This window comes from Acetoanaerobium pronyense, assembly GCF_017874355.1.
In the GTDB taxonomy this organism is placed as follows: Bacteria; Bacillota; Clostridia; order Peptostreptococcales; family Filifactoraceae; genus Acetoanaerobium; species Acetoanaerobium pronyense.
The window spans coordinates 22390-37346 of the sequence record NZ_JAGGLI010000030.1; the positions used below are offsets into that span (position 1 = coordinate 22390).

The 14957-nt window shown below is 32.8% G+C and carries 14 protein-coding genes and 1 other RNA gene; 5 read left to right on the plus strand and 10 right to left on the minus strand.

Going from position 1 to position 14957, the window contains the following annotated elements; genetic code table 11:
• Positions 1-215: 215 nt before the first annotated feature.
• The 4 genes from J2Z35_RS11545 to ssrA all read right to left on the minus strand — a co-directional run bounded on the left by J2Z35_RS11545 (position 216) and on the right by ssrA (position 3384).
• Positions 216-1376: a DUF6017 domain-containing protein gene (locus J2Z35_RS11545; protein WP_209661545.1), complete on the minus strand. Its 1161-nt coding sequence runs from the start codon at positions 1374-1376 to the stop codon at positions 216-218.
• Positions 1369-1494, minus strand: coding sequence for a hypothetical protein (locus J2Z35_RS14805; RefSeq protein ID WP_281063643.1), 126 nt, complete (start codon positions 1492-1494; stop codon positions 1369-1371). The genes J2Z35_RS11545 and J2Z35_RS14805 overlap by 8 nt, the downstream gene beginning before the upstream one ends.
• Before the next feature lie 222 nt (positions 1495-1716).
• On the minus strand, positions 1717-2700 hold the full coding sequence (locus J2Z35_RS11550) for a tyrosine-type recombinase/integrase (RefSeq protein WP_209661546.1): 984 nt from the start codon (positions 2698-2700) through the stop codon (positions 1717-1719).
• A gap of 329 nt (positions 2701-3029) precedes the next feature.
• Positions 3030-3384, minus strand: a transfer-messenger RNA (tmRNA) gene (gene ssrA / locus J2Z35_RS11555).
• A gap of 188 nt (positions 3385-3572) precedes the next feature.
• Here ssrA and J2Z35_RS11560 point away from each other — a divergent pair.
• Both J2Z35_RS11560 and purE read left to right on the plus strand, forming a co-directional pair.
• Positions 3573-4763, plus strand: a complete 1191-nt coding sequence (locus tag J2Z35_RS11560) for a 5-(carboxyamino)imidazole ribonucleotide synthase (protein WP_209661547.1) — start codon at positions 3573-3575, stop codon at positions 4761-4763.
• Positions 4764-4799: 36 nt separating this feature from the next.
• Positions 4800-5198: a 5-(carboxyamino)imidazole ribonucleotide mutase gene (gene purE / locus J2Z35_RS11565; RefSeq protein WP_209661548.1), complete on the plus strand. Its 399-nt coding sequence runs from the start codon at positions 4800-4802 to the stop codon at positions 5196-5198.
• A gap of 75 nt (positions 5199-5273) precedes the next feature.
• Here purE and J2Z35_RS11570 read toward each other — a convergent pair whose 3' ends face one another.
• Positions 5274-6044 carry a polyphenol oxidase family protein gene (locus J2Z35_RS11570; RefSeq protein WP_209661549.1) on the minus strand — a complete coding sequence of 257 codons (771 nt, stop codon included), beginning with the start codon at positions 6042-6044 and terminating at the stop codon, positions 5274-5276.
• A gap of 143 nt (positions 6045-6187) precedes the next feature.
• On the opposite strand from J2Z35_RS11570, the gene J2Z35_RS11575 reads away from it, so the two are divergent.
• The gene (locus J2Z35_RS11575; protein ID WP_209661550.1) at positions 6188-7126 is read left to right on the plus strand and encodes an alpha/beta fold hydrolase; all 939 of its coding nucleotides are present in this window, start codon (positions 6188-6190) and stop codon (positions 7124-7126) included.
• 106 nt (positions 7127-7232) lie between these two features.
• A complete protein-coding gene (locus tag J2Z35_RS11580) occupies positions 7233-7706 on the plus strand; it encodes an HAD family hydrolase (protein ID WP_209661551.1) in 474 nt (157 codons plus the stop codon).
• A gap of 118 nt (positions 7707-7824) precedes the next feature.
• Here the strand turns inward: J2Z35_RS11580 and J2Z35_RS11585 are convergent, their stop codons facing one another.
• The 5 genes from J2Z35_RS11585 to J2Z35_RS11605 form a co-directional block, all read right to left on the minus strand.
• A complete protein-coding gene (locus J2Z35_RS11585; protein ID WP_209661552.1) occupies positions 7825-9267 on the minus strand; it encodes a 4Fe-4S dicluster domain-containing protein in 1443 nt (480 codons plus the stop codon).
• A 14-nt stretch (positions 9268-9281) separates the two neighbouring features.
• Positions 9282-10448, minus strand: a complete 1167-nt coding sequence (locus J2Z35_RS11590; RefSeq protein WP_209661553.1) for a SpoIIE family protein phosphatase — start codon at positions 10446-10448, stop codon at positions 9282-9284.
• Positions 10449-10459: 11 nt separating this feature from the next.
• Positions 10460-12157 (minus strand): [Fe-Fe] hydrogenase large subunit C-terminal domain-containing protein, encoded by a 1698-nt coding sequence (locus J2Z35_RS11595; RefSeq protein WP_209661554.1) that lies wholly within the window; start codon positions 12155-12157, stop codon positions 10460-10462.
• Positions 12157-12402: a (2Fe-2S) ferredoxin domain-containing protein gene (locus J2Z35_RS11600; RefSeq protein ID WP_209661555.1), complete on the minus strand. Its 246-nt coding sequence runs from the start codon at positions 12400-12402 to the stop codon at positions 12157-12159. The genes J2Z35_RS11595 and J2Z35_RS11600 overlap by 1 nt, the downstream gene beginning before the upstream one ends.
• A 238-nt stretch (positions 12403-12640) precedes the next feature.
• Positions 12641-12922 (minus strand): hypothetical protein, encoded by a 282-nt coding sequence (locus tag J2Z35_RS11605; RefSeq protein WP_209661556.1) that lies wholly within the window; start codon positions 12920-12922, stop codon positions 12641-12643.
• A 296-nt stretch (positions 12923-13218) separates the two neighbouring features.
• On the opposite strand from J2Z35_RS11605, the gene glpK reads away from it, so the two are divergent.
• Positions 13219-14718, plus strand: a complete 1500-nt coding sequence (glpK, locus tag J2Z35_RS11610; protein ID WP_209661557.1) for a glycerol kinase GlpK — start codon at positions 13219-13221, stop codon at positions 14716-14718.
• Positions 14719-14957 lie beyond the last annotated feature (239 nt).

The following is a 14957-nucleotide window of genomic DNA, read 5'->3' on the forward strand; positions in this document are numbered from 1 at the left end:
ATGTTGTTAGGGTGGAATCCATTTTTTACAGATGAAACTCATTTTACCATCTCCTTTAAAATCAAAACATTCGTAAAAGTCATTATTTTTAGTTTTAATAAGATTTTTTACAAAATATAATACCAAAATATGTCAATGAATCAAAAGTATCTTAAAACAAAAAATTAACACACTGGATTACTTTCAGCCAAAATGTTAAAAACAATAAGCTTAATTTAATGATTTAAGTCATGGTTAGTTTTTGAATTATAATACAGATTCATTGAATTTGGAGCGTTGTAGAGAGTTGTCATGAGATAAGATCTAATATCTCTAATTTCAGTAGTATTTCTTGAAAGGCAGTCAATTACAAATTCTATATGCATATGATTTAGCTTTAAAAACCTAGATTTAACTAGATTTGCAGAGGTATTACAACCATTTATTCTGAAGTCTCTTTTCGTAGAAGATACTGTATCGACAAGGATTTCAGTAATATCGTTTACGATATCGGAGTCGTTTTTTTCGAGTAGAAGCTCATAGTCAATATTGTCTTTAACTATATGCTCATTTAAATCTCTAGTTTTATCACTGATTATTTCTTTTTCGAGATTTTGAATATTTTTATATTTCCTTTCGTTCATTCCTTCGGTATTTTTTATTTTGTCATGTTCTTTGTCTAATTCTTTTTGAATGAAGGAATGATTATATATTTTATTTATATTATTATCTATATATCTATTAAGAGTCGTAATATTTACGGGTCTAGAACCGGAGTTTTTACGGTTCATAGTGTTTTCAACGGTTTCAAGGGGTGGTTTTTTTAATTGGTTTTTTTCGTGTTTTTCTGATAATGTACTATTTTTATACTTTATAGTGTTTTCAATGCTTTGAGTTGAATCGTAACTTTTACGGTTCATAGTATTTGCAAGGGGTTGATGTGAATCGTCCTTTTCAGAGAGATTTTCTATAATCTCATTAGAGTCATCAACATTATCTAATTCTTTAAAATCAATTAAATCCTCGTCTTGATTTTCTTTTATTATTTTGTCTATATCGGGATAAGTTAGATATATTAAATTTGGACGTCCTTTTCCTTGTCTAACCTCAATTAATAAATTGTATTCTTTTAGCTCATTAATGCATTTCGTTATAGTCTTATCAGAGCAGCGCAGAATTTTTTCCATTTGTTCACGTTTCATAATTAGGTATACATTTCCATCTTTATCAAACCATCTATTTTTGACTGAAAGTTCATATCTACTTTTCAAAATCGAATATAATATAATTGCTTTATCACATACTTTGGGAAATTCATCTAAAAAGAAAAAGGTAGGTATTTGATGGAAAGAATTTTGATATATATCGTTTACTGAAAATTTCTTTTGGTTAAACATTTTTGCTTCCTCCTTTTTTAGAAATAGGGGAAAACAAAATTTTGTTTTTTTCTAAATTAGGGATATCTATATAAATAATGTTTGGAAATGTCTTTAATATATTCATTAAATTTTTCATATTTTATCCTCCGAAAATTTATTTTGAAATTAAAAAAAGTGATACACAAATGAGTATCACTTTTAAAAGAATTAATTGTATGAAGTTTTAATAAATATTTTTCAAATTTAATAAACTTTATGGTATAATGAATGTACCGAAAATTTATTTGTACTAAGTAATAAATCACTAATTCATTTCTGCGAAAAATGGATTTGTGATTTATTATTTTTTTGAAAAATATTAAATAGCAGAATTAAGTTTTTTAGAATTTTCCTGCATTATATTTTTATATACAGCTAGTACAGTACTTTTTTTGTAATCATCAAAAGTATGGATATATATTTTTGAGGTCGTTCTTTCTTCTGAATGTCCAAGAGCTAAAGATATATCATGTAAGCTCACTCTATTTTCATTTGCAATACTAGCAAATGAATGTCTAAGATCATGAAAACGTATATGAGGGAGACTATGTTTCTCCAAAGTCTCTTTTAGGCAGTTACTAATATAATTTGGCCTAAACTCTTTTCCACAATCCCACTGCATAACATACTCAAATTCTACTCCTGTTTTTAAAGTTATTTCTTTCTGTCTTATGTATTCACGTTTTAATTTAAATAAAATAAAATCAGGAAGGTATATTTTTCTTACAGCGGATTTACTCTTTGGAGAATCCTTTTGAATTATATTGCAACCAACTACTGTTTTTGTATCTTTAATTTGAATATATCTTTGGTCAAAAAATACATTTTTCCACTTTAACCCTGCAACTTCACCACGACGTAATCCTAAGAAGCCAGCAAGGCAAACTGGAATATCAATTTTCATTCCATCAAGGATATCTAAAAGATTAAAAATTTTGTCAGCCGTATAGATGGAATATACCATAACCTTATCATCTACAGGCTTCATGACTTTTTTCATAGGATTCTTTTTAATCACATCCAGTTGCTTCATTTTTTTAAAAGCTTGGTTAAGCAATCCATAATGTTTTGAGGCAGTGTGTCTTGTTAAATTTTTTCCTCTATATTTTTTGTGCAGTATATGCTCGAAATATTCCTCTAAATCAATTGATGTAATATCTTTGATTTTTACGTTATGAAAGTAGGGGATGAAATGATTGTATAGGATATTTTTATAACCATATACAGTACTTTCAGCACACTCTACATTTTTAATCCTTAACCAATAATCAAAGAAGTCCACAGCATAAATAAATTTTCTCAATAAAAAACACCCCTGTTTGTAGTTTTATTATATTGATACCACAAAAAAGCGCTTTTGTTTTTTTATAACAAAAATTTTTTAAAAAAGAAAAATAATTGGCGATAACTGGTAATTATCCATAAATCAAATATAGCGACCAATATTACTGATTGATGTATCCCGTAATATCGTCCGAAATAACAGATTTCCTCCTGGTTCTCAGGAAGCTGTCCCTTGACATCACGTTAGCCAGACAGAAGTATCATTATATAACAACACCGTCTTGGCATGTATGCTTACCACAGCATACTTACATCAGTAATATTAATCGCTATCTTGAATAAATTAATTGGTGGAGATGAGGAGAATCGAACTCCTGTCCGAGATCCATTCACTAGAAGCTTCTACGAGTGTATTATCTGAATTTGAATTTCGCCTTCTGGACGCCCCAGATACTAAGCTTCCGATTGGCTACATCTGAATTATTCTACTTTAGGTCCAGATATCCCCAAAGCAGGTCCCTACTAGTTGACGTTTTCATCCAAGGCGTAGGTTACTCGGTGAAAACGAGCTGCGACTTAGGCAGCTAAAGCGTAATTATCGTTTGCGTTTAATTTAAGGTTCCCCACAGTTTTACGTGATGAAGAGGAGTTACACGACTCGCTACCTATAGCTTCAAAACCTCGTCGAGACCATTACATCCCCGAGTTTTATATAGTTATTATAACATAAAATGATTGTTTTGTGAACAAAGACAAAATACGAACTATTTTTATGTTAAACGCCTAAAAGGTTAAGAATAATAGAAACTTTATTTATATATTTTTAGAAAGCATTAGATTTTTTTGTTTTTTTTTGATATATTATAGAAAAGAAGAGTATGGGGTGATTTTGTGTCTAAAGATGAATCTAATGTTTTATATCCTCCTTCTAAGATTGGAATAGTGGGTGGGGGACAGCTTGGTAAATTAATGGCTTTTGAAGCCAAAAAAATGGGATATCATTTGACTATACTAGATCCTACATATAATTGTCCTGCGGGTCAGGTTTCGGATGAGCAAATAACAGCCTCATTTGCAGATAAGGATTCTATTAGAAAGCTTGCTAAGGAGACAGATGTAATTACCTTTGAGTTTGAACATATAAATGCAGATATATTAAAAGAGCTAGAAGATGAGGGATATAGGGTTTATCCTTCTGGACATACTTTAAAAAAGATTCAAAATAAATATATTCAAAAGAAACTACTCTTTGATAAAGGAGTAAAGGTTCCTAATCTAAAAAAAGTGAACTCAAAATTAGATATAATAAATACATTTGAAGATTTTGGAGACGAGCTGATACTAAAGACTTGCACAGGCGGATATGATGGAAAAGGAAATATAGTAATAAAAAACAAAGCTAAGCTTGATGAAATCATAGATGAACTGAGTGACGATTCTATAAAGGAGCATTTTTTTGCAGAGAAGCTTGTAGATTTTGAAAAGGAACTTTCTATAATTGCTTCAAGGGATTTGATGGGAAATGTAAGCTTTTACCCAATAGCTGAAAACACTCATAAAGACAGCATACTAACCCTTACAGTTGCTCCTGCTGATATATCATCTTTGGTTGAGGAAAAAGCAATAAATACAGCAAAAGAGGTAATGGATATACTTGATGATGTTGGAGTATTTTGTATTGAGATGTTTTTAGGAAAAGACCATGAAATATATGTAAATGAAATTGCGCCAAGGCCACATAACTCAGGACACTATACATATGAGGCATGCATTACATCACAATTTGAACAGCTTATCAGAATAATAACGGGAATGCCTCTTGGCTCTACCAATCTTTTATCCCCTTGCGCAATGACCAATATTTTAGGGACAGATGAAGTAATAGGGCAATATAGCGTCAAAGGGATGGAAGATATATTAAAAGAAAAGAATGCGTATATTCACCTTTATGGAAAATTTAGTACTGGAAAAAACAAAAAAATTGGTCATATTACTGTCTTAGATGATAATCTGAAAGAGGCTTCAAAAAAAGCACTGGAAGCTATAAATAATTTAAAAATAATAAGTATAAAAAAATCATAACATGAATTAGTTGATGACTTTATTAAGGAGGTTATTATGCCGAAAGTTGGAATTATAATGGGAAGCGACTCTGATTATCCTGTTATGGAAGGTGCAAAAAAAGCTCTTGAAGATATTGGTATAGGCTATGAGGTGCATATTGTATCTGCCCATAGGACTCCAGAAAAAATGTTCGATTATGCAAAAAATGCAAAGGATAGAGGGATAGAGGTAATAATTGCAGGAGCTGGAGGCTCGGCACATCTTCCGGGTATGGTGGCAGCGCTTACATGTATTCCTGTGATTGGGGTTCCTGTAAAAACAAAAAATCTTGATGGTCTTGATTCTCTTTTATCTATAGTCCAGATGCCTAGCGGTATCCCTGTTGCAACAGTGCCTATTAATGGAGGGTATACAGCAGGAGAGGTAGCAGGAAAGATAATACTAAATAAATAAAAAATCCTAGAGTATTTTGTCTATATTAAATATATAGTATAAAACACTCTAGGATTTTTTTAGTTTTAAATTCATTTACATCTCAGAGATAAGAGACATTCTTCCTGAGCATTCCTTGTCTCTTCTATATGAATGAAATCTAGGGTCTGAAAATGTAGATATATCACTTACGAAAATATTTTCTAAGGGAATACCGTTTCTTAGAGCCATTTTTTTATTTATTTCTTTTATGTCAATATGAAACTTATTTCCTTTTGTATACGATACCTCTTTAAAAAAATCAAAACCTTCTTTGAATATATCAGCAACATCTTTATCCACTTCAAAATCATCAATGCCTATGGAAGGCCAAATAAAGCAATAGATATCAGCAGGGTCTGAAAGGTATTCCTGCTTCATAAGCCTTATTCCCTCTTCGATAATCTTAAGAGTAGTGCCTTTCCAACCTGAATGTATAGAGGCTAGTATATTTTTCTTTTGGTCAAATAAAGTTATGGGAGTGCAATCTGCATATTGGGTAACTAAAGTAATATCTTTAATATCTGTAATCAAACCATCTGTATCTTTAAATCTTTTGCCAAGAGTAAAGTTTTCTCCATCATCAAGAGTTTTTATGGTTTCAATTTTTTTGCCATGAACCTGCATTGTAAAAAATGTTTCCTTGGACTTACAGCTTGAAATTTTTTTTGCTCTTTGGTAGTTTGCTTTTAGAGTATCTATATTGTTATCTTCAGTCAAAATCATATTGTCTGTAGATGTTGTAAAGCAGTGTTTTATTCCAAGAGCCAAGAGCTCTTCCCAAACTGCATATAGAGAGGCTCCTTCTTTTAGAAGCTTCATAGACATATCATCACCACCTTAAAAGATTTTAAGGATATTATAGCATAAGAAAAAATATAATTAATTTCATAAAGGTTAAACCTGTTTTAAATTTAAAGAAAGAAAAAATGGATAATAATATAATGTAAACAATAAAGGAGGAAGTAGAGATGATTGATTTTAAAGAGAGTTACTTTAAGGGCTCAGATGATGTAAATATATACTATTATAGCTGGATTCCAAAGAAAAAACTAAAAGGGGTCATACAAATGGCTCATGGAATGTGTGAAAAGGGGATGAGATATGAAGAGACGGCTCTAAAGCTTGCAGGAGCTGGCTATGCAGTATATATCAATGATCATAGAGGACATGGGAAATCAGCATGGGAGGAATACGGATATCTAGGGTCAGGGGATGTTTTTCTAAAAATGGTAAAGGATATGAAGACTCTTACGGATATCATCAAGGATGAGCACAAAGATGAAAAGTTATTTCTTTTGGGACATTCTATGGGTTCATTTCTTTCACTAAGGTATCTTGAAGTTTATGGAAAAAACTTAAATGGAATTATTTTTTCAGGAACAGGCGGCACTAATAAAACAGGTAATACTATTTTATGCCTTGGAGCAAAGCTTTCTGTGGATATATTTGGTGAAAGAAGAAAAGCAATATATATAAACAAAATAACTAACAGAGTATTTAACAAAAGAATTGATAAGGTGATAAATGGTGCTGAGTGGCTTACTAGGGATAAAAAAGCGGCCCAGCTTTATTCGTCCTATGAAGATACAGGCTTTGTATTTACATCTTCGGCTTATCATTATTTGTTCAAGGGGATGAATGAAAATTTTCTAAAGTCAAATCTTAAGTCAATACCAAAGGATATACCTATATATCTATTTTCTGGGAGTGAAGATCCTGTAGGAGATTATGCAGAAGGGGTAAAGAAGATATACAACATGTATAAAGAGGAGCTGAAAATAGAGGATGTAACTCTACGAATCTATGAAGGAGGTAGACATGAGATGCTCAATGAAATAAATAAAGATGAGGTTGTAGAGCATCTTATTAACTGGCTTGATGAAAAAACCTCTAATTTAGAAAAATAAAATGTTAGTAATCTCTATGTATGGATAAATATTAAGTAGAGCTATGTAATGATAAGTTGATTTTGAAACACTATACTTAATATATTTCAAGAGGAGAGAATTTAAAATGGTAACTATTGACATTCCAGGAAAAGGTAAGATGAAAATTGAAAATGTTGTTTTAGATTTCAATGGAACTATTGCTCATGACGGAACTTTAAAGGATGGAATAGAAGAAAAAATCGAAAAGCTCAATGATATGGATATTAAGGTTTATATACTTACAGCTGATACTTATAATCAAGCAAAAAAGCAGTGTGAGGGACTTCCTGTTACTCTTGAAATATTTGATGGGGAAAATGCTGCTCTTAGCAAGAGAGAGATTGTAAATAAGATAGACTCAGATGTGACTATGACAATAGGAAATGGAAATAATGATGTAGAGATGTTTGAAGAAAGCGCACTTTCTGTAGCTGTAATTGGAGACGAAGGGTGTGCAGTTAAGGCGATTTTTTCTGCAGATATAATAACAAAGGACATAAATGATGCAATAGACCTTATCCTAAATCCACAAAGAATAAAGGCTACTTTAAGGATGTAGGTTTAAGTAAAATCAAAATCCCCTTAATGAGTTTCAGTTTTAAGGGGATTTTTTACTGGAAAAAACTTCGGAAGTTATATTATTGAATTTAATATGATGGTTTAAGGGAGTTTACATTTTATCTATGAAGATTGATTTGCTCAAATGGAAATATTCTAGCTGCATCTTTGGAGGTTTTTTCTATAGCAGCTTCTGAATACTCTTTAAGTCTTTTCAAATCTGCTTTTCCATGATGCATTGTAACTGGACCTTTGATACAACCTCCTATACATGCCATTCCTTCAATAAAATTGTGATTGAGCCTCTTTACTGATGCAAGCTTTAAGGATTTATCACATTCATTGATTCCATCGCATTTTATAGGGTTAAACTCTGCTTCTAGCTCGCTGCTTTTAATATGATTTTCTATTGCTGATGTAAGTCCTCCAGTTGATGCAAAGTTTCGTCCATAGCTAGATGCATTGTTTAAAGGAGAAGACTCTAGGCTTGAAAGATCTATGTCCTGAGAATCAATCATAGCTGCCATTTCTTCAAATGTAAGCACGAAATCTACATTTTCAGATGCTTTATATCTATCCTTTTCAGATTTTTTTGCTATACAAGGACCTATAAATACTACTGTAGCATTTTTGTCTATATTTTTTATGAGTCTTGCAGTAGCAATCATAGGGGAGACTGTTGTGGATATATTTTCTTCAAGTTTAGGATATTTGTAGTTTATATAGTTTACAAAAGCAGGGCAGCATGAGCTTGTAGTTAATATTCCATTTTTTGAGTTTTCTATGAATTCTTCAGTTTCTGCCTGAACTACAAGATCAGCTCCAAGAGCTACCTCTACCACATCTTTGAATCCTAATTTTTTAATCCCTGTGATTACTTGACCAAGGTCAACATAATTATATTGAGAGGCAAATGCAGGTGCAACTATTGCATAAAGGTTAGAATCTTTTTTTCTAAGAGAATCTATCACATCAACAATCTGAGATTTATCCTGTATTGCTCCAAATGGACAGTGATAGACGCAGGCTCCGCACTGAATACATTTTTCATCATCTATCTCAGCCTTTTTATATTTTGTTATGGATATGGCATTTGTAGGACACACTCTTTTGCAAGGTCTCATTACATCTGCTATGGCATCATAAGGACAGCTGCTTTGGCATTTACCGCATTCTATGCAGCTATTATAATCTATTACGGCCTTTCCATTTATCATAGAAATTGCTTTTACAGGGCAAGATTTCATGCACCTATGTGCTAGGCATCCTCTGCAGGTTTCTGTAACAACATAACGGTTTTCCAGACACTTGTCACAAGCAGAATCAAGTACTTCTACTATATTTTTTATTAACCTAGTACCTCCAAGGGCCATATGAACTCTTTCTTTAGTTATAGCTCTTTCATGATATATACAGCATCTAAATCTAGGTTCGGGACCTGGATCTACAATTCTGTGTATTTTATTTATTGATTTTTCAAGGGTTCCTTCAAAAGCAAATCTAGCAACCTCTTTAAGAACCTGATATTTGACAAGCTGTACTTCATTTTCAAACTGACGCATTTCATCGCCTCTTCTTATATATATTTTAAGGATATTTGCTTATTATATTTTTTTAGTTCTTCTGTGATTTCTTTTATTACATTTACTTTGATGCTAAGCTCTTGGGGAAAATCTGGGTTTTGGTGAGCTGGATTAATAGAGTTTCCTATCCAAAACTGAAGGTGGGTGCTTTCATCAAGTAGTATTTTGTATAATCTACTAGCTCCATCTTTCTTAAAGACTGCATCATCCATTTTTTCATTTTTGCTCTTTTTTAATAAATCAAGCACTCGTTTTAAGGTAAGTACTCCCTCTGTTACAAGGTCAAAGCCTTCAAGCTCTGCTATAGGGGGTATAGTAGGGTCAGTATAGTCAAGTGAAGTCTTTAGCTCTCTTTTAAGCTCCCTTGAAAATATATTGGCAGTTGTTCCTCCGCAAATAATCTTGCTTCCCTCTAGATTCATAAATCTATGTGTGTAGTGCTTATCAAGGCTTGGGTTTTCTGGAGGACCAGAAAAAATATTTACTATTTTAGGCCTTCTTATTTTGACTGTTACAGCGGAAGTATCGTCTCCAGGTTGATTGCCATAAAGGCAGTTGCAGGTGTCTATAAGTCTTCTTGTGATTTGGTCTGCTGATACCAAATCCTGCTTGCATAAAAATTCGGATACGTGAGACCATTCCCATCCATGATTGAGTATATTTCCAACGCCTGCATGAATCACACCGTCACTTGTTAAGGTTATAAAATCTCCTTCCAAAAGAGGAAATGAGGATAAGAGGACTTTTTTTCCTCCATAATAACGCTCTTCCTTTTTGAAATTAACAAGTGCCTTATCTCTTACAAAGAAGATTGGTGGGTTGTCATATTCGATTACTGTACAGTTTAAATCCTTGTCTATTTTTATTATTCCAAAGGTAGAGTATGCTATCTGCCTCACCTGACATACGGGCAGTGTATTCATTACAGTATCTATTGTCTCCTCAAGTGATTCACCTTTTTTTAGCATCGTAAGTGCTATCTTTGTAGTAAGAGTAGCTAATATATTTGCCTTTACACCACTACCAAGGCCATCTGCAAGTACTATTATTGTATTTTGTTCTGACTGAAATATTTCAATTTTATCGCCGCAGAGTTCTTCATTTTTTTTATTTAAACTATAAGATGCTATATCAACATAGGGTCTATTTTTCTTAAGCAACTCTATCCCTCCTAATCTTCAAGAACAATCTGCTTAAGTCTGTTCAGGTTTATCTTGGTTTCTGCGGTCGTTTCTCCAAGAAGGCTTGCTATCTCTTGTGCTACTCTCATCTGCTTGTCTATAACCTCTTGACAGGCTATAAGGGTTTTTTCTTTCACATGCATCAGTTCTTCCTGACTTTTTTCTACATTAGTCATATCAGTCATTATTGCTACAATTATTTTTTCGGAATTTAGCTTTACTATATTTCCAAAAAATGTTTTATTTAATGACTGGAGCTTAAATTTTCTGCTAAAGGTATCTCCTTGAAAGTTTTGAGCTTCCATAAAAAATCCATTGTCTACAAAAGCATCAATAGGCATATTCTTAGTGATTATTCTTTGAGGATTGAATATTTTATTAAAGGCTGAGTTTACTTCAATAATATACATATGCTCATCCATTATGCAGATTGCATTTGGAGAGTTATTGAATATTACAGACTGCATGCTTTCCGCCTTTGATTTTAAAAATGCCATACAGTAATTAATATCAGAAAAGCCATGAAATACAGCCTCTGCCTTATCAAGACATGTAGAGTAGCCACATGCATTGCAGTTTAGCAAGTCTTTTTCTGATTGTTTTCCCATCTTCCAGAGTATTTCCCTTATTGAATCTTCTGGAGGAGGGGTAAGGGTGATAGATTTATCATAAAAAGTTCTATGAAGATCCACCTTAAACTCTGGCAATTCAAATTCAACAACATTTTGAGACTCAACAAAGCTATGAAGCTTTTGCTCTCTTTCATAAAAATTTGGACATCCTTTTGGAAGATCTGGTCCGTTCAGGCAAGAGCCGTTACATATATTTATCTCTACGCAATAATTTTTTAAAGTCCCTCTTTTGGCTGCCTCTAAAAATTCTTTGCAATGATCTATTCCTTCAACTTTCATGTATCTGAAGTCATCGTTAAACCTAGACTTTAAATCAGACTTAAAAAGACTTCCCCCAAGGGGGTATGCTTGTCCTCTAGAAGAGGATATCCTGTCAAAATTCTGAGGAGATAGAGCGTGAAAATTTACATTTTCTTTTCTTAGCCATTCATCAAGTTCGCTAAAAGTAATTACAGAATCAATTGCATTTTTTACATCTTCAGCCTCTGCTTTTTTAGCAAGGCAAGGTCCTATAAACACCACATAGGGATCATCTGCTTCAACCTCTTTGATTATTTTTCCATGTGCTATCATAGGCGATACTACTGGAATCACATCATCGATGAGCTCAGGATAGTATCTTTCTATAAGATAGTTTGATGAAGGACAGCAACTTGTAATTATATTTCCTTCATGTGCTTTAGTCACTTCCTCCTCATAGAGCCTAGAGATAATTTCTGCTCCAAAGGCAGTCTCCTCAACCTTATAAAAACCTAGTTTTTTTAGTGCAGAAACCATTTGATGAGGATGGTCAAGATTGAATACTCCAACGTATGAGGGTGCAATCGATGCTATTACTTTTCTTCCCAGTCTGATTTGGTTTTTAACTAAAGGGACATCATTATGAATCTTTAACGCTCCAGGGGTACAGTGAGATTGACAGAGTCCGCATTTAATGCAAAGCTCATCTATAATATCTCTTTTTTCTCCCACAAATGATATAGCATTCGTAGGGCACGCTCTAAGACATTTAAAGCAGTCGTCACACTTTGATTTGTCGAATTCTAAAAATCTCACTAAAACTCACCTTCTTTGACAATCCTATCTATAACATTAGACACATCACTTGGAGAAATTGATATTACATCGTTATTTCCAATCTTCACAGAAACTGCATTAGCACAGTTTCCAAGGCAAAATGAAGATTTAAGCTCGATTTTATCAATTAAATCTCTTTCTTTGATTAAGCTTTGAAACTTGCTTATAACCTCATAAGAACCCTTCAAGTGACAGGCACTTCCAATACAGATTTGAATAATCATAAATTACCCTCCTGGATTTTGAATATAAATTCGAATATATATTAATATATATTCATTATAAAACTTTAATAAAAAAATATCAATCTTATTGGAATGTTTCGTAATATTATGTTAATTTAAACTTCTAGACAATATAATTTAAAAGGAAAGATTTTATCTAATTTAGAAATCAATTGGGAATAAATGCAAAAAAATAACCATTCTTATAAATGGTTATTTTGATATTGTCTAGATATTTTTAAGGAGTTTTTACATAATTTGTTTTTTCAGAATCGCCCTCTTTATAACCTTCAATACCGGCCGCTTCTGTTTCAATGTCAGATTCATTTTCGGTAGGATGGATTATATCTATGCTTTGAAGTAGGTTTTTAGCGCCTTTTAGCTTGACAGTTTCAGTAGGCTCAAGAAAATAATTATGGGAAAAATAAAATGATAAAGAAAATGAAAACAAAAAAACTGATATGAAAATCAAAAGAAAGATAAAGGATTTGAGCAAAAAATTCATGCCTTTAGATTTCATACTTACCACCCCTAAAATATTGTATATAAAGACTATACCCAAGAAGAATTTTTAGAAGCATCAATTTATGAGTCTATAATATTTAGATATATTCAATTGCAAACAATAGTGTGAATTATTTAACTATTTCTTTTGTTGATTAGTAAATCGTTTGACAAAAGAACTTCAATAGGATAAAATTTATGAAAATAATTTGTAAAGTTGAGAGTTAATGACAGGAGATAAGAGAGAGTCGTTAAGGCGGTTTCTCTATTTTTATTTTTTGAATACTATGTATATAATAGGAGGCTTTTATAATGAAAAAGTATATACTTGCCCTAGATCAAGGAACTACAAGCTCAAGAGCCATAATATTTAATAAAGATGGAGAAGTCTTAGGGACATCCCAAAGTGAGTTTACTCAAATTTATCCAAAACCTGGCTGGGTAGAGCATGACCCAATGGAGATTTGGGGAACTCAAAGTGGAGCGGCAAGGCAAGTTATAGAAAAGGTTGGAGTAAGGACTGATGAGATAGCTGCAATCGGAATCACAAATCAGCGTGAAACTACAATCGTATGGGATAAATCCACAGGAAGACCTATATACAATGCTATTGTATGGCAGTGCAGACGAACCGCACAAATCTGTGATGATTTAAAGGAAAAAGGGCTTGAAGATAAAGTAAAGGAAAAGACAGGTCTTGTAATAGATGCATATTTTTCTGGAACAAAAATAAAATGGATACTTGATAATGTAGAAGGAGCAAAAGAAAAGGCGAAAAAAGGAGAGCTTTTATTTGGAAATGTAGATACGTGGCTGATTTGGAATCTTACAAGAGGAAAAGTTCATGTGACAGATTATTCCAATGCTTCAAGAACAATGCTATTTAATATAAAGGATTTGAAGTGGGATGAAGAACTTTTAAAAGAGCTAGACATTCCGAGCTCTATGCTTCCAAGTGTAAAGCCATCTAGTTATATATACGGTTATACAGACAAGGGTACATTTGGAGGAGCTGAAATACCAATATCTGGAGATGCTGGAGATCAGCAGGCTGCTTTATTTGGTCAGCTTTGCTTTGAGCCAGGAACTGCCAAAAATACCTATGGTACAGGATGTTTTATGCTTATGAACACAGGTGAAAAATTAATTAAATCTCAAAATGGACTTCTAACAACTATTGCTTGGGGGATAGGAGATAGAGTTGAATATGCTCTTGAAGGAAGTATATTCATAGCAGGAGCTGCGATTCAGTGGCTACGAGATGAACTAAGACTAGTTTATGATGCTGCTCAATCAGAATACTATGCAAATCTTGTGGAAGACACAGATGGCGTTTATTTAGTTCCTGCTTTTACAGGCTTAGGAGCGCCATACTGGGATATGTATGCTCGTGGTGGTATATTTGGGATTACAAGAGGAACAAAAAGAGAGCATATAGTTAGAGCTACTCTTGAATCTATAGCTTATCAAACTAGGGATGTACTTGAGGCTATGCAAGAGGATTCTGGTATAAAGCTAAAGGACCTCAAGGTTGATGGAGGAGCCTCTATAAATGATTTTCTCATGAAATTTCAATCAGATATATTATGTGTTCCAGTTAGAAGACCTAAGGTTCTTGAAACTACAGCTTTGGGAGCAGCATATCTTGCAGGGCTTGCAGTAGGGTTTTGGAAGGACCAAGATGAAATAAAGGAACGATGGACTCTAGATGAAGAGTTTACAAACTGTATGAATGATGAAAAAAGGGAAAAACTATATAAGGGCTGGAAAAAAGCGGTAAAACGCTCAATGGAATGGGAAAAAGAGGATTAGTTTTTCAAAAAAATATAAATGAACTAAATTATCAAAAGAAAATGATTATCTCTACCGGAATGGGATATATATTAAATGGAAACTTAAGAGAGCTTGTCTTTAATAAATAACTAAAACTTCGCACATGAAATTCTATATATGAATCTTGAAAATTCAATAATAATTGACAATAAAAAAGCATGAAACCATCTGGTTTTGGTATAATTGAATTACCACAAAACAAATATCCCAACCGGAGG

Excerpts from the sequence above, each read along its gene's own strand:
- J2Z35_RS11580 (WP_209661551.1), top strand. The coding sequence starts at position 7,233 with ATGGTAACTATTGACATTCCAGGAAAAGGTAAGATGAAAATTGAAAAT.
- J2Z35_RS14805 (WP_281063643.1), bottom strand. The coding sequence starts at position 1,494 with ATGAAAAATTTAATGAATATATTAAAGACATTTCCAAACATTATTTAT.
- J2Z35_RS11605 (WP_209661556.1), bottom strand. The coding sequence starts at position 12,922 with ATGAAATCTAAAGGCATGAATTTTTTGCTCAAATCCTTTATCTTTCTT.
- J2Z35_RS11575 (WP_209661550.1), top strand. The coding sequence starts at position 6,188 with ATGATTGATTTTAAAGAGAGTTACTTTAAGGGCTCAGATGATGTAAAT.
- J2Z35_RS11585 (WP_209661552.1), bottom strand. The coding sequence starts at position 9,267 with ATGCGTCAGTTTGAAAATGAAGTACAGCTTGTCAAATATCAGGTTCTT.
- purE (WP_209661548.1), top strand. The coding sequence starts at position 4,800 with ATGCCGAAAGTTGGAATTATAATGGGAAGCGACTCTGATTATCCTGTT.
- J2Z35_RS11545 (WP_209661545.1), bottom strand. The coding sequence starts at position 1,376 with ATGTTTAACCAAAAGAAATTTTCAGTAAACGATATATATCAAAATTCT.
- J2Z35_RS11570 (WP_209661549.1), bottom strand. The coding sequence starts at position 6,044 with ATGTCTATGAAGCTTCTAAAAGAAGGAGCCTCTCTATATGCAGTTTGG.
- glpK (WP_209661557.1), top strand. The coding sequence starts at position 13,219 with ATGAAAAAGTATATACTTGCCCTAGATCAAGGAACTACAAGCTCAAGA.
- J2Z35_RS11600 (WP_209661555.1), bottom strand. The coding sequence starts at position 12,402 with ATGATTATTCAAATCTGTATTGGAAGTGCCTGTCACTTGAAGGGTTCT.